Annotated in this window: 21 protein-coding genes; 13 read left to right on the top strand and 8 right to left on the bottom strand. The window is 69.6% G+C overall.

What is annotated here, in order from left to right:
- Positions 1-38 precede the first annotated feature (38 nt).
- The 3 genes from AC6EUL_RS15375 (at position 39) to AC6EUL_RS15365 (ending at position 4,552) form a co-directional block, all read left to right on the top strand.
- Positions 39-2,219: a TonB-dependent siderophore receptor gene (locus tag AC6EUL_RS15375; protein WP_499871098.1), complete on the top strand. Its 2,181-nt coding sequence runs from the start codon at positions 39-41 to the stop codon at positions 2,217-2,219.
- Positions 2,216-3,466: a PepSY-associated TM helix domain-containing protein gene (locus AC6EUL_RS15370; RefSeq protein WP_499871096.1), complete on the top strand. Its 1,251-nt coding sequence runs from the start codon at positions 2,216-2,218 to the stop codon at positions 3,464-3,466. The genes AC6EUL_RS15375 and AC6EUL_RS15370 overlap by 4 nt, the downstream gene beginning before the upstream one ends.
- A 72-nt stretch (positions 3,467-3,538) precedes the next feature.
- Positions 3,539-4,552, top strand: coding sequence for a bifunctional riboflavin kinase/FAD synthetase (locus AC6EUL_RS15365; protein ID WP_056493128.1), 1,014 nt, complete (start codon positions 3,539-3,541; stop codon positions 4,550-4,552).
- Positions 4,553-4,560: 8 nt separating this feature from the next.
- Here AC6EUL_RS15365 and AC6EUL_RS15360 read toward each other — a convergent pair whose 3' ends face one another.
- Entirely contained in the window at positions 4,561-5,115 is a 555-nt protein-coding gene (locus tag AC6EUL_RS15360) for a YcgN family cysteine cluster protein (protein ID WP_499871093.1), read from the bottom strand.
- Positions 5,116-5,417: 302 nt separating this feature from the next.
- On the opposite strand from AC6EUL_RS15360, the gene AC6EUL_RS15355 reads away from it, so the two are divergent.
- The 3 genes from AC6EUL_RS15355 to AC6EUL_RS15345 are packed head-to-tail and all read left to right on the top strand — an operon-like array spanning position 5,418 to position 8,995.
- Positions 5,418-7,661 carry a transglycosylase domain-containing protein gene (locus AC6EUL_RS15355; protein ID WP_056493131.1) on the top strand — a complete coding sequence of 748 codons (2,244 nt, stop codon included), beginning with the start codon at positions 5,418-5,420 and terminating at the stop codon, positions 7,659-7,661.
- Positions 7,662-7,670: 9 nt separating this feature from the next.
- Positions 7,671-8,402, top strand: a complete 732-nt coding sequence (locus AC6EUL_RS15350) for a DUF1214 domain-containing protein (RefSeq protein WP_499871091.1) — start codon at positions 7,671-7,673, stop codon at positions 8,400-8,402.
- The gene (locus tag AC6EUL_RS15345; protein ID WP_056218356.1) at positions 8,399-8,995 is read left to right on the top strand and encodes a DUF1254 domain-containing protein; all 597 of its coding nucleotides are present in this window, start codon (positions 8,399-8,401) and stop codon (positions 8,993-8,995) included. The genes AC6EUL_RS15350 and AC6EUL_RS15345 overlap by 4 nt, the downstream gene beginning before the upstream one ends.
- Positions 8,996-9,003: 8 nt before the next feature.
- Here the strand turns inward: AC6EUL_RS15345 and AC6EUL_RS15340 are convergent, their stop codons facing one another.
- Together AC6EUL_RS15340 and AC6EUL_RS15335 are read right to left on the bottom strand one after the other, a co-directional pair.
- Positions 9,004-9,834, bottom strand: a complete 831-nt coding sequence (locus AC6EUL_RS15340; RefSeq protein ID WP_499871089.1) for a hypothetical protein — start codon at positions 9,832-9,834, stop codon at positions 9,004-9,006.
- A 22-nt stretch (positions 9,835-9,856) separates the two neighbouring features.
- Positions 9,857-10,069, bottom strand: coding sequence for a hypothetical protein (locus tag AC6EUL_RS15335; protein ID WP_499871087.1), 213 nt, complete (start codon positions 10,067-10,069; stop codon positions 9,857-9,859).
- Between the two features lie 520 nt (positions 10,070-10,589).
- On the opposite strand from AC6EUL_RS15335, the gene AC6EUL_RS15330 reads away from it, so the two are divergent.
- Positions 10,590-10,883, top strand: coding sequence for a hypothetical protein (locus tag AC6EUL_RS15330; protein ID WP_056218361.1), 294 nt, complete (start codon positions 10,590-10,592; stop codon positions 10,881-10,883).
- Positions 10,884-10,958: 75 nt separating this feature from the next.
- Positions 10,959-11,915 carry a glutathione synthase gene (gene gshB, locus AC6EUL_RS15325; protein WP_056218363.1) on the top strand — a complete coding sequence of 319 codons (957 nt, stop codon included), beginning with the start codon at positions 10,959-10,961 and terminating at the stop codon, positions 11,913-11,915.
- A 72-nt stretch (positions 11,916-11,987) separates the two neighbouring features.
- Here the strand turns inward: gshB and AC6EUL_RS15320 are convergent, their stop codons facing one another.
- From AC6EUL_RS15320 to oxlT, 4 genes are read right to left on the bottom strand one after another with little or no spacing between them, the layout of a single operon-like run.
- Positions 11,988-13,544, bottom strand: a complete 1,557-nt coding sequence (locus AC6EUL_RS15320) for an acyl--CoA ligase (RefSeq protein WP_499871084.1) — start codon at positions 13,542-13,544, stop codon at positions 11,988-11,990.
- A gap of 20 nt (positions 13,545-13,564) precedes the next feature.
- Complete coding sequence (locus AC6EUL_RS15315; protein ID WP_056218368.1) at positions 13,565-14,575, bottom strand: ketopantoate reductase family protein; 1,011 nt, start codon at positions 14,573-14,575, stop codon at positions 13,565-13,567.
- Between the two features lie 55 nt (positions 14,576-14,630).
- Positions 14,631-15,395 carry a fumarylacetoacetate hydrolase family protein gene (locus AC6EUL_RS15310; RefSeq protein ID WP_056276461.1) on the bottom strand — a complete coding sequence of 255 codons (765 nt, stop codon included), beginning with the start codon at positions 15,393-15,395 and terminating at the stop codon, positions 14,631-14,633.
- Positions 15,396-15,399: 4 nt separating this feature from the next.
- Positions 15,400-16,653: an oxalate/formate MFS antiporter gene (oxlT, locus tag AC6EUL_RS15305; RefSeq protein WP_056218373.1), complete on the bottom strand. Its 1,254-nt coding sequence runs from the start codon at positions 16,651-16,653 to the stop codon at positions 15,400-15,402.
- A 449-nt stretch (positions 16,654-17,102) separates the two neighbouring features.
- Here oxlT and AC6EUL_RS15300 point away from each other — a divergent pair, with 449 nt between their 5' ends.
- The 5 genes from AC6EUL_RS15300 to AC6EUL_RS15280 all read left to right on the top strand — a co-directional run bounded on the left by AC6EUL_RS15300 (position 17,103) and on the right by AC6EUL_RS15280 (position 20,286).
- The gene (locus AC6EUL_RS15300; protein WP_055946396.1) at positions 17,103-17,315 is read left to right on the top strand and encodes a CsbD family protein; all 213 of its coding nucleotides are present in this window, start codon (positions 17,103-17,105) and stop codon (positions 17,313-17,315) included.
- Between the two features lie 146 nt (positions 17,316-17,461).
- Entirely contained in the window at positions 17,462-17,845 is a 384-nt protein-coding gene (locus AC6EUL_RS15295) for a CsbD family protein (RefSeq protein ID WP_056351773.1), read from the top strand.
- Positions 17,846-18,003: 158 nt separating this feature from the next.
- Positions 18,004-18,786, top strand: a complete 783-nt coding sequence (locus AC6EUL_RS15290; RefSeq protein WP_499871081.1) for a creatininase family protein — start codon at positions 18,004-18,006, stop codon at positions 18,784-18,786.
- Positions 18,787-19,025: 239 nt separating this feature from the next.
- Entirely contained in the window at positions 19,026-19,634 is a 609-nt protein-coding gene (locus tag AC6EUL_RS15285; RefSeq protein ID WP_499871190.1) for an RNA polymerase sigma factor, read from the top strand.
- Positions 19,627-20,286 (top strand): NrsF family protein, encoded by a 660-nt coding sequence (locus tag AC6EUL_RS15280; RefSeq protein ID WP_056218382.1) that lies wholly within the window; start codon positions 19,627-19,629, stop codon positions 20,284-20,286. Before AC6EUL_RS15285 ends, AC6EUL_RS15280 begins: the two co-directional genes overlap by 8 nt.
- 61 nt (positions 20,287-20,347) lie before the next feature.
- On the opposite strand, the gene AC6EUL_RS15275 is transcribed toward AC6EUL_RS15280, so the two are convergent.
- Positions 20,348-21,223 carry an alpha/beta fold hydrolase gene (locus tag AC6EUL_RS15275; protein WP_156389743.1) on the bottom strand — a complete coding sequence of 292 codons (876 nt, stop codon included), beginning with the start codon at positions 21,221-21,223 and terminating at the stop codon, positions 20,348-20,350.
- Between the last annotated feature and the right edge of the window lie 468 nt (positions 21,224-21,691).

Here is a 21,691-nt window from a genome sequence, read left to right as displayed (position 1 = left end):
GCACTACGGCGAAGCTTCTGCTTCCTCCGAGATCCGATATGCCGCGCGCCGCCCGAACCTCCCGCCATCCGTCCCGGCACCGCCGGTTGGCCGGGGGCGCCCTCTGGCTGCTGTCCGCCGGTGCGAGCGCGGCGCAGGAGGCGCCGTCCACCGTCACCCTCGAGGAACTCAGCGTCGCCGGCCTCGGCAACGGACTCGCGACCGTCGGCTACCAGCCCAAACGCTCGACCTTCGGGGCGGGGGCCGACACCGCCCTCCTCGACACGCCGGCCAACATCGCCGTGGTCTCCGCCGCGGTGCTGCGCGACCAGCGCGTGATCTCCCTCGACGAGGCCCTGCGCAACGTCAGCGGCATCGCCCAGACCAACAGCGTCGGCGGCACGCAGGAGGCCGTGGTCCGGCGCGGCTTCGGCACCTTCCGCGACGACTCGATCCTGCGGGACGGCCGGCGCACCGTGCTGCAGCAGAACTTCAGCTACGCCATCGAGCGGGTGGAGGTGCTCAAGGGCCCGGCCTCGCTCCTCTACGGCATCACCGACCCGGGCGGGCTGATCAACCTCGTCTCGAAGCGGCCGGACTTCACGCCGCACGGCTCCCTCAACCTCACGGGGACGAGCTTCGACGGCGGCCTGGTCCAGGGCGACCTCACCGGCCCCATCGCGGGCACCAACCTCGCCTACCGGATGGTGGCCGACATCCAGAGCTACGCCTACTGGCGCAACTTCGGCCATCTCAGCCGCCAGGTCGTGGCCCCCTCCCTCACCTGGAAGGGCGACGACACTACCGTAACGGTGGGGTATGAATTCGGGCACTACCGCGTGCCCTACGACCGCGGCACGATCTTCGATCCCACCACCGGGCGGCCCCTGCGGGTGCCGCGCGACCGGCGCTTCGACGAGCGCTCGAGCCAGCACGAGGCCACCAGCCATCTCGCCACCCTCGATGTCGACCACCGCTTCGACAACGCCTGGACGTTGCATTTCGGCTACACCTACTCCCACCTCGGCTACGACGAGGACCAGATCCGGCCGGTCACCTATCTTCCGGCCAGAGGCCTCCTCACCCGCCGGGCCGACGGTACCCGCAACGCGGACTTCAATGCGCATGTCGCCCGCCTCGACCTGACCGGCAGCTTCGACACCGCCGGCCTGCGCCACGACCTCCTGGCCGGCGTCACTTACGAGAACATCGATTACGGCCGGCCCGACATCATCCGGGGTCCGAACCGGGCGGGGTTCGACCCGTTCCGGCCGGTCTACGGCACCCTCGCGGCGGTGCCGGTGATCTCGCCCGCCGACAGCAACCTGCGCGAACGCTTAGTGAATACCAGCGTGTATTTGCAGGACTCGCTGCACCTCAGCGACCAGTGGATTCTGGTCGCCGGGGTCAGCACGCAGATCTTCGACCAGTTCGGCGCCAAGGGGACGCCGGCGGTGGCCTACACCGACATCGACGGGGTGCGCGTCCTGCCGCGGGTCGGCCTCGTCTACAAGCTCGCCCCCACCCTCTCGCTCTACGGGAGCTATTCGCAGTCCTTCAAACCCAACACCTCGCTGGCCAACATCGTCGGCGCCCTGCCGCCCGAGGAGGGAGACTCCATCGAGGTCGGCGTGAAGGCGGACCTCGCCGCCGGGCTGACCGTGACGGGGGCGATGTTCGACATCGACAAGGCGAACGTGCTGGTGACGCAGGTCAACGGCCAGGGCCTCACCGTGGCGACCACCGCCGGCAAGGTGCGCTCGCGCGGGTTCGAGCTCGACGTCGCCGGCCAGATCCTGCCCGACTGGGCGGTGATCGCCAGCTACGGTTTCACCCAGGCGGAGGTGACCCAGGACCCGGTGCTGGTGGGCAAGCAGCTCCTCAACACCCCGCGGGTCACCGCCTCGGCCTTCCTCACGCATCAGTTCGGTGCCATCGCCGAGGCAACGGAGTTCGGCGCGACGCGGCTGGGCGCCGGCTTCCTGGAAGCCGGTTTCGGGGCGCGCTACGTCGGCGCCCGGCCGGGGGACGCCGCCAACAGCTTCGCCCTGCCCGACTACGTCGTCTGCGACGCGTTCCTCGCCTACAGCACCGAGGTGAACGGCTTGGCGACCACGCTCCAGCTCAACCTCAAGAACCTGTTCGACCGCACCTATTATCCCTCGTCGGGGGGCAGCAACCTGCTGGTGGCGGTGGGCGAGCCCTTCCAGGCCCTCGTCACCGCGCGGGTGGCGTGGTGAGGCACCTGCGCGCCGTCCTGTTCCAGCTGCACTGGCTGCTGGGGCTGGGGGCCGGGCTGATCCTGACCGTGGCGGGCTTCACCGGTGCGCTCCTCAGCTACGAGGACGCCATCGGCGAGGCCTTCGACGCGGACCTGATCCGGGTCGCCCGCCGGGCGGAGGATCCGCTCGCCCCGGATGCCCTCCTGGCCCGCTTCCATGCCAAGCGGTCCGACACGGTGGCGAACCTGACGTTCTCGGCCGAGGCTGCCACCGCCGCGATGGTTCGGCTCGGGCGCGATCCCGCCACCGGCCTGCGGCCGCCCTCCCTCTATCTCGACCCCTATGACGGCACGGTGCGCGGCGCGGCGCGGACGGAGGAGGCCTTCGCGACCATCCGGCGCCTGCATCGCTGGCTGCTCCTGCCCGGCGACGGCAAGGGCTGGGGCCGGACCCTGACCGGCGCGAGCGTCCTCGCGCTCCTCGTCCTCCTCTGCACCGGTCTCTACCTGCGCTGGCCGAAGGTGATGTCCCTGCGGATCTGGCTGAAGCCCCATCTCCGGCAATGGGGCCGGCCAACCTACTGGTCGCTGCACGCGGTGGCCGGCACCTGGGTGCTGCCGGTCTACCTCGTCATCGCCCTGAGCGGGCTGTGGTGGTCCTTCGACGGCTATCGCGAGGTCGTCACCACCCTCCTCACCCGCGGCGAGACCATCACCCGGATGGCCGATGGCAAGCCGCCGGCTTCTGACGCCAAGGCGGGCGGGCCCAAAGCGGGTGGGCCCAAGGAGGGCGTGATCCGCGGTGAAGGCAGGCCCGGTCGGCGCGAAGACGGGCTGGGAGGCCCCGGAGCGCTGAGCCTCGACGCCGCCTGGACGGCCTTCCGCACCGTGGATGCGGGCCAGTTCACCCGGGCGACCCTGATCCTGCCAAGCGGGGGGACCGGACCCATCCGCATCCGCTCCGAGAACCGGAACGGCTGGCGCGACGACACCCGGATCGAGGCGGCCAGCGGGCGCATCCTCATGCGCGAGATTGGCGGCGAGCGTCCGCTCGGCGCCCGCATCGCCGGCAACATGCTCGACGTGCACAGCGGGCGCATCTTCGGATTCCTCGGGCCACCGATCTTCCTCGTCGCGGCCCTGATGATGCCCCTCTTCCTGGTGACGGGCGTGCTGCTCTACGTCGGGCGACGGGCGGCGAAGGCGCGGCGCGCGCAGGCGGGAGCGGGCCGTACCGCGACCTCCGCGCTCAGCCCGCGCGCTTGACCCCCAGACCGGTTTTCGACAGGTTCCGCCGCCACAGCACCCGTCCCCGAACGCTGCAACTCCTGAGATCCGATGTCGTCTGGCGACGAATCCGCTGTCCCGCCCGCCGCATCCGCGCACGAGCGACGCTTCACGATCTGTCGCGAGGACGAGCCGGTGCCGCCCGTGATTTCCGGAGCCATCGCGGCGATCGGCAATTTCGACGGGGTGCATCTCGGTCACCGGACCCTGATCGCCGCCGTGCGCGAGACCGCGCAGGCGGCCGGCCGCCCGGCGGTCGTCCTCACCTTCGAGCCGCATCCGCGCGCCTATTTCGCGCCACATCTCCCCATGTTCCGTCTCACTGACGCGGAAGCCAAGGAGATCGTCTTCGCCCATCTCGGCCTCGACGGACTCATCGTGCGCCGCTTCGACGCAACCCTGGCGGGAACCGGCGCGCGCGACTTCGTCGAGGGGCTGCTGGTGCGCGACCTCGGGGTGGCGGGCGTCGTCATCGGCCACGATTTCCATTTCGGCCGGGGCCGCGAGGGCACGCCGATGGTCCTCGCCGATCTCTGCACGCAGGCGGGCCTGAGTTGCCGGATCATCCCGCCTGTCGCCCTGAGCACGGGGGCGGAGCCGGTCTCGTCGAGCGCGATCCGGGCTGCCCTCACCGAGGGTGCGGTGACGCGGGCCAACGCGCTCCTTGGCTACCGTTGGTTCGTCTCTGGCGAGGTCCGCCACGGCGACAAGCGTGGACGTACCCTCGGCTATCCCACCGCCAACGTGGCGCTGCCCGCCTGCAACCTCGCCCACGGCATCTACGCGGTGCGAGCGCGCCTGCCCGACGGTCGGGTGAAAAACGGGGTCGCCAGCTACGGCCGGCGCCCGACCTTCGACGGCGGCGCCCCGCTCCTCGAGGTCAACCTGTTCGATTTCTCCGGCGACCTTTATGGCCAGACGATCGCGGTGGAGTTCTTGGACTATCTCCGCGGCGAGGTCCGCTTCGACGGAGCGGAGGCCCTGATCGCCCAGATGCATCGCGACGCGGCCGAGGCCCGCCGGATCATCGCCGAGAATGCCGTCCCCTCGATGCTCGACGCCTGAGGCCACGCTTATTCTGCGTCGTCCTCGGTCTCCGGCGTGCGATTGGGCCAGGTCACGATCCGATAGAGGAGTTCGTCGGCTGTGAACTCCTCCTCGTTGCCGGAGACGCGGCCGCGCACGGAGATGCCGGCCTCGTGCACGCTGGCCGCGCGGCCCGAGACCAGCGGATGCCAGGCGTAGAGATCGCGGCCCTCGCGGATCAGTCGATAGGCGCAGGTCGGTGGCAGCCACGGGATCGTGCGCACCGCCTCGGGCGTCAGGCGCACGCAATCGGGCACGCGATTCTGGCGCCGCGCATAGTCGCGGCAGCGGCAGCCATGGCCGTCGAGGAGGGTGCAGCCGACATCGGTGTGATAGACTTCCGCCGTATCCTCGTCCTCGAGCTTGAGGAGGCAGCAGCGGCCGCATCCGTCGCACAGGCTCTCCCACTCGGCCGGCGACATCGCGTCCAGGCTCTTCGTCCGCCAGAACGGCTCCACGGTCGGAGCGGTCTGGGGATCGGAACGGATGGTTTCGGGGAAGGCCTGCGGCGTCGGGGAACGCGCGGCCGAGCGGTCCCGCATGGGGAACACCTTGGGCTGGGAGCGGCGAGGATCCGGATGATCTGCCCCTGTGCCGCAACGCGGCCCCGGGAGCAAGCGTTGCCGGCGCACGGCATGACGCCGCGCCGTGTTCGGAGGCGCCGCGCCACCGCGCCGCCCCATTCCGGCACCAAGGTTAAGAACAGGTTATGGCCTGCGGCGGCGGGACGCTTGCCCTTGTCGGGCGTTCCCATGAACGAAGCCTCGCGGCCGGGCGCGGGTGTTGGTAGGATCGCGCGGACCGGCGTCGTGCCGGAACGGGGTGCGGAAGGACTGGAACTCAGGTGCGCCTGCCCAAAGCGACCTCCCTCACGACACGGATCAAGCACGCCGCCCTCGCCTTCGACGCCTGGGTGAACGCGAGCCTGTACGACGGCGGTCGCACGGCGGGAGAGACCTACGAGCGCTTCCAAGAGCGCATGAACGTCTTCTCGGTACGAGGCTGGAAACGCTTCGCCCTCGACCTGACCAGCGAGGGGGTGACCCTCGGTACGGGTGGCGCGATCCTGATGCTTGCCCTGGCGCAGCCGGCCTTCAACCTGACCAGCGACAACTGGCTCAAGGCCCAGGACCTCGCCGTGACGTTCCTCGACCGCTACGGCACCGAGGTCGGACGGCGCGGCATCAAGCACGACGACTCGCTGAGGCTCGACGATTTTCCCGACATCATGATCAAGGCTCTGGTCTCCACCGAGGACCGGCGCTTCTACGAGCATTGGGGCATCGACCCCATCGGCACCGCCCGCGCGCTGGTGTCGAACTCGCGCGGCGGCGGCAACACCCAGGGCGGTTCGTCGATCACGCAGCAGCTCGCCAAGAACCTGTTCCTCACGAACGAGCGCTCCCTCGAGCGCAAGATCAACGAGGCCTTCCTGGCGCTCTGGCTGGAGAGCCACCTCTCCAAGAACGAGATTCTGAAGCTCTACCTCGACCGGGCCTACATGGGCGGCGGCACTTTCGGCGCCGTGGCGGCGGCGGATTATTATTTCGGCAAGCCGCTGAAGGACATCTCCCTGGCCGAGGCCGCGATGCTCGCCGGACTGTTCAAAGCGCCGACCAAGTACGCCCCCCACGTGAACCTGCCGGCGGCCCGTGCCCGCGCCGGCGACGTGTTGCACAACATGGTCGAGGCCGGCTTCCTCACCGAGGGCCAGATCCAGACCGCCCTGCGCAACCCCGCAACACCGGTGACCCGGACCCGCGACATCACGGCGGACTACTATCTCGACTGGGCCTTCGGCGAGATCAAGCAAATGGCCGATGCGGGCCGCTTCCGCAGCGACCGCGTCCTCACCGTGAAGACGCCCCTCGACCTGACCATCCAGCGCCGGGCCGACGAGGTGGTGCAGAATACCCTGCGCCGATTCGGCGACCAGTACGAGGTTGACGAGGCCGCCATGGTGATCCTCGATCCGGACGGGGCCCTTCGGGCGATGGTCGGTGGTGCCGATTATGGCGAGAGCCAGTTCAACCGCGCCACCGACGCCCTTCGCCAGCCCGGCTCGTCGTTCAAGCCCTATGTCTACGCCGCCGGCCTCGCCTCGGGCCTGTATCGGCCGGACACGCGCGTCGTCGATCGGCCCGTCTGCATCGGCAACTGGTGCCCGCAGAACTACGGGCGCTCGTTCTCGGGCGCCACGACGCTCACTGTCGCGGTGGCGAAATCCATCAACACCATCCCGATTCAAGTCTCGATCGCCCTGGGCAAGGCGATGGGCATCTCCCATGAAGCCAGGGCCGCCGCCGCCGGGCGCAAGAAGATCATCGAGACCGCCCACGCCATGGGCATCACCACGCAGCTGACCGATTCCGTCTCCCTGCCGATCGGCTCAGCGGAGGTGAACGTCATCGACCAGGCCGCCGGCTACGCGGTGTTCGCCAATGGCGGGCGCAGGGCCAAGCCCTACGCGGCCATGGAGGTCCGCAACTCGTCCGGTGATGTGATCTACCGCCATGCCGACGAGCCGATGCCGCAGGTGCTGTCGACCCAGGTGGTCGCCGACATGAACTACATGCTGACCAAGGTGGTCGAGGAAGGCACCGGCAAGCGCGCGGCCCTGGAAGGCATCAAGGTCGCGGGCAAATCCGGCACCACGAACGCTTACCGGGACGCTTGGTTCGTGGGCTATACGGGCAATTACGTCGGCGCTGTCTGGTTCGGCAACGACGATCACACCTCCACCAACAAAATGACGGGCGGCTCGCTGCCGGCCATGACTTGGCATGACGTGATGGAAGTCGCGCATCAGGGTATCGAGCTCAAACCCATGCCGGGCCTGAAGGATCCGGGCCGTGCAGTGGCGCAGTCGGGGCAGAGTGCGGCCCCCGTGAACGCGGCGGCGAGCGCGGCCGGCAAACTTTCCCGGCGTTCCTTCGAGGTCATCGGCAGCATGAACGGCCTGTTCCGCCAGGTGGAGAAGACCTCCCTGAAGGCATCCGAGAAAACCTCCGCCCTCGAGCCCCTGAACGCCCCCGGCCCGGTGGCGGACGGGGTTCGCGCCGTTGGCGGCCGCGTCGGCACACCGTAGCCGGCGATCATGCGCATGACATTCGCCGAGACGGTGGCGCGGTTGCGTCCGGACCAGAGCCGAACGCGTTCTTCCGAGCTTCGGAGCCGGGAAGCAGGCCCGGTCTCCGGGACCGGCGGACGCCTGACGCGCGCGCTGCGACGCGGCGTCCGCAAGGCTTCGACCGTGACAATGATGCTTTACGCCCTGGCGCTGGGGGCGGGCCTTGGCCTCGCGACCGCCGATTATGCCACGCGAGGTGGCTATCCCTTCGGCGGCGTGCGGGTGGGGGCCTGGACCGCCTGGCCGAAAGTCGGTTCCGTCGGTGCGGATCCCTACGCCCGCGCGGTCAACGCGCGGCGCGGTGAGATCCCCCTGGCGATCGGTGAAGGCATGCTGCTCACGGCCGAACAGGACGAATCCGGACGGGCACTCGATGCCGCCTGCACCTACCGCGTGGCGGGCGTGACGCCGCCGGCCCGCGCCTGGACCGTGACGGTGGCCGGGCGTGGGCCACGCGACTCGGACACCGCCCCGATGCGCGAAGGCTTCACCGCCACCGAGATCCTGCGCGAGACCGACGGGCAGTTCGTCATCACCCTGTCGCCGGAGGTCCAACCGGGGAACTGGCTGCCGATGCCGCGCCCCAGGGGGCCGGTACGGCTCGCCTTGCGCCTGTACGACACGCCCGTGGCGGCCAGCGCGGGCAGCCTCGACCGCTCGGCGGTGCCGGCCATCACCCGGATCGGGTGCGCCGCATGACCCCGCGGGGCCGCTTCCTCGTCGCCACCCTGTCGGGACTGGTGCTCGCCGGCCTCGTGCACGGGGCCACCGTCCTGCTCATCCCGCGCCTGGCGGAGTCCGATGCGCTGTCGCGGGCGCGTTCCGGGGAGAACCTCGACCATCCGCTGGCGATCAACACCGTGGCGGCCGGCGACGCCACCCCGCCCGTGGAGGCGTGGCTTCCGATTCCGGACCCGGCGGTGGCGGTCGGGCTCTGCGCCTATGATCTCTCCGAGGGACCGATGCGGGTTTCGGCCCGTACGGGCTCGCTGATGCTGTCCCTGGCGGTACACGGACAGCGGGGGGCTTTCTACGCGGTGACCGACCAGGCGGCGGTGCGCGGCGCCCTCGACCTCGTGGTGCTCACCCGGTCCCAATACGACGAGGCGCTCGCCAATGCCGACGAGGACGAGGTCAGCCACGATGTCCGCATCGTCGCCGGCGACACCCGGGGCTTCGTGGTGGTGCGGGTGATCGCGGCCCTGCCAAGCCAGCGCACGGCAGCCGACGCGGCGGTACAGGCGGTCTCCTGCACCGTCGACAGCCCCGGCGACGAGAAGACCGGCGGCTGAGGCACTCCTCAATTCTTGGCGACGATCGGCCTCGGCGCTGCGACCGCGACCACGCCCTCCGCCTCCGGCAGGAGCCCGCATCGGGCCTCGGCTTCCGGCGGCACCAACGGATCGAGCAGGGGACGCCGCCCGTCGAGGGCGGCCAGGGTCCCTTCCACCGACACGCCTTCCGGCCCTGGCGCCTCGATCAGCAGATGCTCGAGAGCATAGCGGTAGCGGCGGGAGCGGCGACCGGTCTCGAAGCGGACCCAGGCGATGAGGCACCGGTTCTCGGCCACCCGCATGGCGGCTTGGCGCACATCGCCGTCGTCCAGACTCTTGGCGAAGGGCAAGCTGCGCAGGCGCAGGGCGTCGCCCTCCTTCACCCGCACCGCCAGGGCGGCGAATTGCGGGATCAGCCGGGCATCGGTGCCGATATCCTCCGACAGGCGCCGGTAGCGCGAGACCGGCGAGCGAAAGCTCTGTGCCATCAGCGTGTCGTGATAGGCCGCCGGATCGTCGGTCCGCCAGGAGGCGGGGAGCACCCGGGCGCGCGTGAGATTGGCGAGAATGTCCGTGAACGCGTCGTGCCCGGCCGCTGGCATGAGGAAGCGCCAGGCGCGGTCGCGCAGGACGCGTTCCTCGTCGGTGAAGGGAAAGGCGGAGGCCGGCTCCTCGCGCTCCCGCGCCGCCAGGGTCCCGGTGGTCTCGATCAGGCTGTTCCAGGCGCCGGTTTTGGGCCGCCCGAAATCCCCCTCCTGCGCGCAGCCGGCGAGGAGCGCCGGGATCGCGAGGGGTATCAGGCGCAGCGCATGCAGCCGGAGGGCCTGCCGACGTCCGGTTCGGAATAAGGACACCATGCGGGGGCGCGTCGGCCGGGTGTCAGGAACGGCGGCGCAGGCGCGGCGCGGGAGCTTCCGACTCGGGCATGCGCTCGTAGCGAATTCCGGTGAAGAGCAGAATGGCGCCCCGCGGCGCATCCGCGTCCGCTCTCCGGAAGCGGCGCGCCGTAGCCGGGAACGTCACGACCGTGGCCGTCGGACGCTCGGGGCGGCGATCGGCGCCGCCGGTGTCGGGCAACCTGTGGGTGTTCATCGGCTGGTTTCCGATTCCGTTCGATCTCTGAGGCGAGCCGTCGCCGGGCCTGCTCCCGCCGCATCCGGGCCGTTCCGGTGTCGGGGTGATGCCGTCAGAGATCAGCATGGGGTGGTTAACGGAACCTTGCGATGGCCGGAACGGCTCTCTCTTCCGTGCCTCGGTCGCAGCGGGCCAGTCGGGCGTGGCTTCCCTGCCACGCCCTCGGCCCATGGCATGGCCCGCTATTTGCGACGGCGTGAGCTGCCCATGGCGGGCATTTCCTCCCTTGTACTCGGCCCCGCTCGCCCGGCGAGCGGGGCTTTTTTTGCGGGATCGGCATTACGGCGACACTTCGAACCCCGCCGGACGCGGGATCGACGGCATGGAACACGCGGCGGCGGGAGCGCTTGCTAAGGGCCGGTCGCGCCCGATATGCCGTGTCGCTTCCGTTCGAACGGCCTGACTTTTCGCGAACGCACTCTCCCATCCAACACATTTCCCTTTCGCACACCCCATTTCGATTGAAGGACACCGCCGGATGCGCGTGGTTATCTCCCGACTCTTGAGCTCGACCAGAGGACTCAGCACGGCCCTGCGGATTGCGCCGTTCGCCCTCCTGATGGTGGCGGTCAGCCCGGCCCAGGCCCAGCGTGAGGACCAGGGCCTGCAGCTGGGATGCGCCAACGACTATTTCCGCCTCTGTGCCGGCGTGGATCCCAATAGCCAGGATGCGGAGCGCTGCATGGATCGCAACCGCGCCCGCCTGTCGCCCGAGTGCAAGGCGGCCATCGGCGACTACGACCGCCGCACCGGCGGGAAATCGCAGAAGTAAGGTGCCGCACGGCACACCGCATCACGGGCGGGACGGGCAACGACGCTGCCCGTTCCCAGACAGAGGTTTGACAGCATGACCCTGACCGTCGCGGTGCAGATGGACCCGATCCAAACGATCCGGATCGCCGGGGACACCACCTTCGCGCTCCTGCTCGAGGCCCAGGCCCGGGGACACCGGTTGCTGCACTACACGCCGGATCGCTTGTCGATGCAGGGTCAGGTCGTGACGGCCCGCGTCGAGGCCCTCACGGTGCAGGACGTGGAGGGGGCGCACGCCACTCTTGGGCCGGTCGAGCGCATCGATCTGTCGAGCGTCGATGTGGTCCTGATGCGTCAGGACCCGCCCTTCGACATGGCCTACATCACCGCAACCCACATGCTGGAGCGGATCCACCCGCGGACCCTCGTGGTGAACAACCCCGCCGAGGTCCGCAATGCGCCCGAGAAGCTGTTCGTCCTCGATTTTCCCGAGTTGATGCCCCCTACCCTGATCACCCGCGACAAGGCCGAGATCGAGGCGTTCCGGGCCGAGCACGGCGCCATCGTGATGAAGCCCCTGCACGGGCATGGCGGAGCTGCGGTGTTTCGGGTCCTGCCGGAGGACGCGAATTTCGGCTCGATGTTCGACCTGTTCTCGGTGACCTTCCGCGAACAATGGGTCGTGCAGCGTTTCCTGCCGCGCATCACCGAGGGCGACAAGCGCATCATCCTGGTGGACGGCGAGCCGATGGGCGCGATCAACCGGGTGCCCGCCCTCAACGACATCCGCTCGAACATGGTGCGAGGCGGTGCAGCGGCGGCTTCGGATCTCACGGAGCGCGAGCGCGCGATCTGCGCCGCCATCGGCCCGGAGCTGAAGCGCCGGGGCCTGATCCTCGTGGGGATCGACGTGATCGACGGAAATCTCACCGAGATCAACGTGACGTCGCCGACCGGCATTCGGGCGATCAGGCGCCTCGGCGGGCCGGACTTGGCGGTCTCGGTATGGAACGCGATCGAGGGCCGCGTCGGCAAGGTCCTGTCGGCCTGAGGGGCGCCGAGGCTCGGACGGCCCCGTGTGGCAGGTCCGGGATATCCCGGACCTGCCCCGTTCGTTCCGGCGTCAGACCAGACCGAGCTTCTGCGCCAGGCCGATCCGCTGGAGCTTGCCGGTGGCGCCCTTCGGGATCTCGTCCAGGATCATGATCTTGGCCGGCACCTTGAAGGCGGCGAGACGCTCCGAGGCGAAGCCGCGCAACTCCTTCTCGACAAGGTGGTGTCCCTCGCGCAGCACGATCGCGGCACAGACGTCCTCACCGAGCTTGTCGTGCGGCATCGCGAAGGTGACGCACTGCGACACCGCCGGGTGGTCCATGAGAATCTCGTCGACTTCGCGGGGCGAGATCTTCTCGCCGCCTCGGTTGATGATCTCCTTGAGGCGCCCCGTGATGGTCAGGTAGCCCTCGGGTGAGAGCGAGCCCTGGTCGCCGGTGCGGAACCAGCCCTGCTTGGTGAAGGCCTCCGCATTGGCCTTGTCGTTCTTCTCGTAGCCCGACATCACGTTGTCGCCGCGGATGACGATCTCGCCGGTCTCACCGGCGGGCAGGGGCTCGCCATCCTCGTCCACGATGGCGATCTCCGGACCGGCCGCGAGACCGACCGAGCCGGCGTAGTGCGGGCGCGGCGGCAGCGGGTTCGAGGCCATCTGGTGGGAAGCCTCCGTCATGCCGTAGGCCTCGATCAGGGGTGCGCCGAAGACCTCCTCGATCTCCTTCATGACCTGCGGCGGCATGGAGGAGGAAGACGAGCGGATGAAGCGCAGGGGATTGGCTTCGATGGTCTCCCGGTTGCGGGAGGCGCGGCCGAGGATCGCCTGGTGCATCGTCGGCACCGCCGTGTACCAGGTCGGGCGGATCTCGCTCATCCAACCGAAGAACTTCAGGGCGTTGAAGCCCGGGGTGCAGCAAACCTGGCCGCCGGCCGAGAGCGGCGCCAGGATGCCGGCGATCAGCCCGTGGATGTGGAACAGCGGCATGATGTTGAGACCGCGATCCTCGGCCGTGAAGGCCAGGGTGGTGCGGATGTTGCGGGCCGAGGCGCAGACGTTCGACTGCTTGAGGGGCACGATCTTGGGGCGCGAGGTGGTGCCCGAGGTATGCAGCACGAGGCCGATATCGTCGGGATGGGCTGGGCCGCCCTGGGCCGCCGGGGCTGCGGTGGAGTCCTCGAAAGACAGGGTGAAGCTGCCCGCGCCTTCTGCCGGGGTGGGGGTCAGGCGCACCACAGGTACGCCCAGGCGCGCGGCCACGGCCACGGCCGGGCTCTCGGAGCCCGCGGCGACGACCAGCAGGCGAGCGTTGAGGTCGGAGAGGTAGAACGTGAACTCGTCCGCCTTGTAGCTCGGGTTGAGGGGGGCCGCCGTCGTGCCCGCTCCGATGGCGATGAAGGCGGCCGCCATCTCCGGCCCGTTGTCGAGGACGATGCCGACCCGATCGTTCCGACCGATGCCCTGCGCGTTGAGGGCCGCGATCGTCCGGTCCGTGAGCGCACGGAGACGGCCGAAGGTCAGAGGCACGCCACCGGGGCTCGACAGGGCGGTGGCCTCCCTGGCCCCCGCGCGGATCAGGGCTTGGAGAGTGGTGGCGGCGGTCGTCGGTGCGGCGGTCTCGGCCATGGTCATCGTCCTCGAATGTCTGGGGTTCAGGCCGGCGTGATGGAGAGGCGCCCCTGCGCCCGCTCCAGGCTCTGGGCGAGGAGGCGCATCAGGGCGTAGACGGTGTCGATATGGGGCGTCGGGGTGTCGGTGAGGCGCCCGAGTTCGATGATCGAGCCGACCAGGGCCTCGAGCTCGATTGGCCGCCCGGCCTCCACGTCCTGCAGCATCGAGGTCTTGTGGGCACCGACCTTCTCGGCCCCCGCGATGCGGCGCTCGATGCCGAGCTTGAAGGTGACGCCCAGGCGGTTCGCGATCGTCTCCGCTTCCCGCATCATGTCGGCGGCGAGCGCCCGGGTTTCGGGAAACTGGCAGATGTCCACCAGGGTGGCGTGGGCCAGCGCCGAGATCGGGTTGAAGCTGAGATTGCCCCACAGCTTGAGCCAGATCTCCGCCCGGATGTCGCTGGTCACCGGTGCGCGAAAGCCCGCCTTGATCAAGGTCTGGGCCAGGGACTGCACCCGCGCCGACATCGAGCCGTCGAGCTCGCCGAGGCCGAAGCGATGGCCCTCCACCACCTGAACCACGCCGGGCTCGGTGAGCACGGCCGCCGGGTACACCACCGACCCGATGACGTGCTTCGGGTCGAGGTGCTGGGCGATGAGGCCGGCCGGATCGGCGGTCTCCAGGTGCGTACCCGTCAGGTCCCCGCCATACCCCTGCGAAAAGTACCACCACGGGATGCCATTCTGCATCGTCACCACCATCGTCTCGGGTCCGATGAGGTGGTGAAGGTCGGCTGCGATCGGCCCGACCTGATGCGCCTTGACGGTGAGGAGCACGATGTCGTGCTGGCCCGCCTCGGCCATGGACTTGGTGGCCTTCAGGTTCGTGACGTGGATCTCGGAGCCGTCCTCCTCGATCAGCCGCATGCCGTTTCGCTGGATGGCGTCGAGGTTGGCGCCGCGCGCGATGAAGGTGACGTCCTCGCCCGCATGGGCGAGGCGCACGCCGAGAAATCCTCCGATGGCGCCGGCGCCGACGATCGCGATGCTCATATGGGTGTCCTCAAAACCTGTCCTGATCACGTCCGCTTCGTGGGAGTCGGGTGTCTCATGAAACGCCGTTCGACAACACGCCGATGCCGGCGATCTCGACCTCTACCGTGGCGCCCCTGGGGATCGGGCCGCTGCCCACCGAGGTGCCGCAGGCGATGAGGTCGCCGGGCTCCAGGGTCATGTCCCGAGAAAGCTCGGCCACGAGTTCGGCGGGCCGGCGCATCATGTCGGCGAGCGGATAGCGCTGGCGCTCGCGTCCGTTCACCCGCACCGCCACATCGAGCCCCTCGGGATCGATGTCGGTGGCAATCACCGGACCGAAGGGGCCGAAACCGTCGAAGCCCTTGGAGCGTGTCCAGTGCACGAAGCTCGAGTCGGCTTTCAGCGCTTCCAGCGCGGTGACGTCGTTCACGCAGGTGTAGCCGAAGATGTGCGCGGCCGCCGTCTCCGGCGTGAGGTCTCGGCCGCGCCGGCCGATCACGATCCCGAGTTCGCCCTCGAACAGCAGCCGGCCTGAGCCCTCAGGCGCCGTGATCGTCTGCCCGCTGGCGAGGTAACAGCTCGCCGGCTTCACGAAGTAGAGCGGCACATCGGGCCGGGTGAGCCCCTGCTTCTCGGCCGAGGCGTGGAAGTTGTTCCACAGGGCGATGTACTTCGACGGTCGGCACGGAAGGTCGAGGGTGACCTCGGACAGCAGCAGGATCGCGCCGGTGGGTGTCGGATCGGCGAACAGATCGCCCGCATGAACGTGGATGGTCTCGCCGTCGAGGCGGCCGAAGCCGCTCGCGCCGTGGTGGAGGTAGCGGAGCCAGCGTGCCATCGGGTCAGCTCCGGGCGATGAACCGGGCGCGCATCGGCTTCAGCACGAAGAGCGCGAGGAACCCGGCCAGGAAGGCCATGCCGGAGGCGGCGTAGAACACGTTCTGCCACGAGCCGGTCTTGGCCTGGATCATGAGCAGGATCGGCAGGAGCAGGGCGGCGGTGCCCTTGGCGGTGTAGAGAAGGCCGGCATTGGCCGCCGCGTTCTTGTCGCCGTAGGTGTCGCTGCAGGTGGCGGGGAACAGCGAGTAGATCTCGCCCCAGGCGAAGAACACGAGCCCGGTGAGCAGCACGAAGGCCATCGGGATATGAGCGAACATGCCGAGCGCCAGGATGCCGGCGCCCTCGATCATGAAGGCGATGACCATCGTGTTCTCGCGCCCGATCTTGTCCGAGACCCAGCCGAAGAACGGGCGCGTCACACCGTTGAGCACCCGGTCGATGGTGAGCGCGAAGGTCAGGGCCGGCAGGGTAATGCCGATGAGCGAGACCTCGACCCCCGCGACCTTGAAGTCCTTGGCGATGGGAGCGAGGGAGGCGGCCGCCATCAGGCCACCGGCGGCCATCATTACGAACATCAGGTAGAGCAGCCAGAAGACCGGCGTCCGGACCATCTCGGCGGTCGAGTACTGGCGCCGGGTGACGGTGTTCACGGTCGCGGTGCGGCCGGCCAGCATCCGATCCTTGAAGGCGGCGCTCGGGGAGACGAGGAGCAGGGCCGCCAGCATGACGACCAAGCCCTGGCCGAGGCCGAACACGAAGAAGGTGTGCTGGTAGCCGGAATCGCGGATCATGTTGGCGATCGGGATCACGGTCAGGGCCGAGCCCGCGCCGAAACCGGCCGCGGTGAGGCCGGCCGCGAAGCCGCGCCGGTCGGGAAACCACTTCAGGGCATTGCCGACGCAGGTGCCGTAGACCGCGCCCGCGCCGACGCCACTGATCGCGGCGGCCGCATAGAGCATGGTCAGCGTGTCGGCGTAGGAATTCATCACCCAGCCCAGCGCGCAGAGGGCGCCGCCGAAGATGGTGACGAGGCGCGGGCCGTACTTGTCGACGAACCAGCCCTCGATCGGCACCAACCAGGTTTCCATCACCACGAAGATCGTGAAGGCCCACTGAATCGCGGTGCGTTCCCAGCCGAACTTCTGCTGGATCGGATCGACGAACAGCGTCCAGCCATACTGCAGGTTGGCGATCATCGACATGCAGAGCACGCCGAGGACGAGCTGTCCCCACCGGCCGAGCGGTGGCGCATCCACTTTCGCAGCAAGCTCCCTGCGGCTTGCAGCAACGTCGGCGGGCGCGATCGACGTCGTCCCGGGCGGGACAGGCGCAGCAGTACGCGCGGTCATGGGCGTCTTCCTTGACTCAACTCTTGTTTGCGGATTTCGGTTTTATCGGCAATTATTTTGAATTCAAGGAGCTATACCTCGGCCAAACCTGTGGTTCGTCTGCAAAATTTTTGGGTTAAGCCCCGAAAAAATTTGAGATGCTGCTCAATCCGCGCATTCGGCCCGTAGAATTTCTTGCAGTGCAAAGGACGACGTTTGCGGTGCGACATCAGAAGTGCAGTGGACAGGCTCAGGCCAGGCGGGAAACTGTCGGATATGGAACCAACGGGAGCAGGCACCGTTACGCTTGCCAGACGACGCCGGGTGGCATCCTGCGTCCGGACGATCAGCCTGGAACCAACTTTACGGAGCGTTTGATGAGCAGCACGACGGACAAGATCAAGGGTCTCGCCAACGAGGCCGTCGGCAACATCAAGCAAGGCATCGGTTCGGCCACCGGCAATGAAAAGCTGCAGGCCGAGGGCAAGGCTCAGGAACTGAAGGGCGAAGCCCAGAAGACCGTCGGCGATGCCAAGGACGGCATCAAGGGCGCGGCCCAGAGCGCCGCCGACGCCGTCAAGAAGATCTGAGCGGATCGTCCCTTCGCCTCGGTCCCTGACGGGCCGAGGCATCGCGCCGTCGGGCCGACCCACAGCATCATCGAAACAGTCCTGGCCGGAGTGCCCGCGCGCGTTCGGGTGTTCTGACTAGGGCCGAGACGAGAAGGATCTTCAAGATGAACCGCGACCAGATCGAGGGTGGAATCCGGAACATCCAGGGCCGCGGGCGCTCGGCCCTCGGTGCCGTGACCGGACGGGTCCGTCCGCAGGCCGAGGGCGCCTACGACCAGGCGGCCGGTGCCGTCCAGTCTGCCTATGGCCGGGCCCGTCATGCCGCCGATGACCTGCAGCGCGACGGAGCCCACCGTGTCGACGAGGCCCGCCACAGGGGCCGGGCCATCGCGGGCGCCCTCCAGGACCGCGGCCGGCTCTATCAGAACGAGGCCGTGCGACGCGGCCGCGCCGTTGCCCGCCGGGCCGACGAGAACAAAGGTCCCACCCTCCTCCTCGTGGCCGCGGCCGCCTTCGGCGCCGGCTGGCTCCTGCGCCGCACCCGCTGAATCATCGATCCATTGCCTGAGAGGGGGGCCGGGGCGTTTACGCGCCCCGGCCCGCTTCGCGTTCGACGGTGCGGCAGCCCCTCTTGGATGAGGCATGGTTTCCGTGGCACGCAGGATGGCGCGCAGCGTCTCGATCGCTTCGCCCGAGGAGAGCGGCGATGCCGATACGCCAATGGGCCGATTTGACGACGGACGAGATCCGGGATCGCGACATGGGTCGCACGATCGCGGTGCTGCCCGTCGCCGCCATCGAGCAGCACGGCCCGCACCTGCCGCTGGCCACCGACGCGATCATCGCCGAGGGCTATCTCGCGCGTCTCATGACGTTGCCGGCTCATGATCTCGACGTCCTGCTCCTGCCGGTCCAGCTCGTCGGCAAGTCGAACGAGCACGAGAGTTTTCCCGGGACCCTGTCGCTGACCACCGTGACGGCCCTGCAGGCCTGGACCGGGATCGGCGATGCCGTCCGCCGCGGCGGCTGCGGCAAGCTCGTCATCGTGACCTCGCATGGTGGCAACAGCGGCCTGATCGATCTCGTGGCGGGGGATCTGCGCGGGCGCCACGCCATGGTGGCGGTGACCACCGCCTGGAGTCGGTTCGGTTATCCCGACGGGCTGTTCCCCGAGGCGGAGATCCGTCACGGCATCCATGGCGGCGGTATCGAGACCGCCCTGATGCTGGCCCTGCGGCCGGATCTGGTGCGGCGTTCCGAGATCGCGGATTTCACGCCGCGTACGCTGGCGATGGAGCGGACCTTCACCCATCTGCGCGCGGGTCGTCCCGCCGCCTTCGCCTGGCGGGCGGAAGACCTCAACCCGGCCGGCGCCATCGGCGACGCCCGCCTCGGTACCGCGGAAGCCGGGGATCGTGCCCTCGACCACGGCGCCCGCGCCTTCCTCGATCTGCTGCGCGACGTCGACCGCTTCCGCTTGGCCGAGTGAGAGGGCGACGATCGTGACGTCGGTCCCATGCGGTCCGTAACCTCCGGGAAGCCCGGCGCGAACAAGCCTGATGCGAGAGAGCCGACATGCCGGATGTCGACCTCTCGGATCATGGAGCACCCCCGATGGCCTGTGCCGTCCCGGCCGGACACGATCGGCCGCCCCCGCAGGCCCGCGACCCCTTCGGCTGGGCGACGGTCGCCCGGCCCGCCGCGGCGGCCAGCGGGCGCACCGAGCGCATGAGCCGGGATCAGGCTCTGGCGTGCGATATGGCGGCCGCCCAGGCGGGCGACGCGGAGGCCTATCGCCGCCTCTTACGCGACTGCCTTCCGGTGATCGCCGGACTGGCGCGGGCGCAGGGGGTCCGGGCGGAGGCGGTGGACGATGTGGTGCAGGACGTGCTGCTGACGATCCACCGGGCGCGGGCGACCTACGATCCGGCCCGGCCCTTCCTGCCCTGGCTGCGCGCCATCACCCAGCGCCGGGCCATCGACGGGATGCGCCGGGCGAGTCGCCGCCCGCGGGAAGTCCACGACCCCATCGCCTACGAGGCGGAGGTCGATCGCGGGCCGGCGCCGGGCCACCGCCTGGAGGCGCGCGACCGGGAGCGGGTCCTGGCCCGCGCCGTCGCCGCCCTGCCGGAAGGCCAGCGCCAGGCCGTGGAGCATCTCGCCCTTCAGGAGCGCAGCCTGGAGGAGACGGCCGCCCTGACGGGGCGCACCAAGGGTGCCCTGAAGGTCAACCTGCACCGGGCCTTGAAGGCCCTGCGACGGACGCTGGGATCGGGTTCCGCGGACCGGGACGAGGCCGCGTCCCGGCCGGGCGAGCGAGGAACCCACGATGTCTGACACGGCCCGCACGTCTTCGCATGACCGCCTGATGGACAGCCTCGCCGGCGGTCTGCGGCCCGTCCGGCGCCTGCCCGGGCCGGCCTTTCGGGCGCTCGCCTGGTGCGCGGCCGCCGTCGGGCTGGGGCTCGCCCTGATGCCCTTCGCCGATCTCGAGGCCCTGCGCATCCGCATGGCGGTGGCCGATCTGCGCTACGCCGCCCTCGGCGCGGTGCTGACCGCCGTCGCGGCGGCGGTCGCCGCGTTCCAGACCAGCGTGCCGGGGCGCGCCTCCGCCTGGGCGCTCCTGCCCCTGGCGCCGGCCGCATTCTGGATCGGGGCCAGCGGCGCCGGCTGCCTGCGCGACTGGGCGGTCCCCGGGGCCGACCCCGCCGACATGCATCAGACCGGGGGGTGCGTCGCCTTCCTGCTCGCCGTCTCGCTTCCGTTGTCGCTGGTCCTCGTCTGGATGCTGCGGCGGGCCTGTCCCCTGCGCCCCAACCTCACGGCGGCGCTGGCGGGGCTCTCGGCGGCGGCGGCCGCGGCGGCGCTCCTGGTGCCGTTCCATCCGCACGACGCCACTGCGACGGACCTCGCCCTGCACGCGCTCGTGGTCGGTCTCGTGATCGGGGCCAACGGGCTCGCCGGCGGACGCCTGCTGCGGCGGGGCTGAGGGACGCGCCGGTATACCGGCGGGGTCGTGTCGAGGTCGCGGGGGGGTCGCCCCGCGCCGCTCAGCCGGCGCGGATCGCGGCCGCGACCTCGCCCGGATATTCCTCGTGCGGGCTGAGCGCCCCCGGCACCGAGGCCCGCGCGACCCGGCCGGTGGCGATCAGCGCGTCCATCTCGGCGCCGGAGCGGCGCGGCGCCCGCTCCGGCCGCAGGACCAGGACCGGCGGCAGGCCGGGGGCCTCGAACAGGTCGAGGAAGTCCCGGCGATTCGCGAACGGGTCGAGGCCACCGGTGACGAAGGCGGCGGTGCCGAAGCGCCCGCCGTTCTGGCGGGTGATGGCGTGCTTGTCGGCGATGACCCCGGGCGTGACGTGGTCGGGGTCGGCATAGACGTGGGCGCGCATCATCCGGCCGATGACGGGGCGGCTGATGTTGATGCGGTAGAGGGCGTCGCCCAGGAGCGGCAACTCGACGGCCCGGCGCAGGCCGGCGAACAGGCCCCGGCGCTCGGGCCCCAGGGCGGTGGGCAGGGGCCCCCGCCAGGTCGGGGCGACGAGGACGAGGCGCGCGAAGGCCCCGGGATGGCGCCGGGCGGCGGCCACGAGGTAGCCGGCGGCGTGGCCGGCCCCGACCCCGAGGGCGTAGGGCCCGGGGGCCGCCGCCAGCAGGGCGTCGAGGAAGGCGTGCATCGTCTCCGGATTCATCGGCACCCGGGCGCGGACATGGTCGCCGAAGCCCGGCCAGTCCGGCACGAGGCAGCGATAGGCATGGCCGAGGTCCTTGGCCAGGGGCCGCATCTCGACCCGGGCCGAGATCGAGGACAGGGCCGGCAGCAGCAGGGCCTCGGGGCCGCTGCCGACGACGTCGTAGGGCGTCGGCACGCGACGCCCGGCGAAGGTCAGCGCGAAGCTGCGGGCGGAATGGGCCGGGTCGATCATCGTTACGCCTCTCCCTCGCATCCGGGCCGATGTCACCGCCACCAGATGGGGCAGGGCCGGCCGCACCGGCACGCGACCGAGCGCCGCCCCGAATGGGGCTTCGCCCGGCCCCCGGTCGAGCGACCCGGCGACGCCCCGAAACACGCTTTGCTCAGATCGCCAGCCTTATGGAGCAAATGCCATCATTTGAGCAGGCATATGCCGCTTGAAGAATTGCGTTTTGAAGAGGGGGCCAAAGCCGTGGCACAAATTCATTCCGCTTCTGTTCTCATGCTACAGAGCGATCACCCGCTTGGGTGCATCAGTTTTACCACAGAGCCATAAGGACGTATTCAGCACGGTCAACTCATGGATGGACAGCCTAACCACAATTTGCACTCCTCCCTCGCAAATACGAGGGAGTGCAAATGGCCCAGGTTGAGGACGTGCCAATGAGCCGGCAGGAGTTCTCTGTGGTCTATGACGGGC

The sequence above is a fragment of the Methylobacterium sp. 001424705 genome (assembly GCF_059816145.1).
The sequence above is the reverse complement of the archived record's forward strand: the minus strand, read 5'-3'. Positions and strand labels throughout refer to the sequence as shown.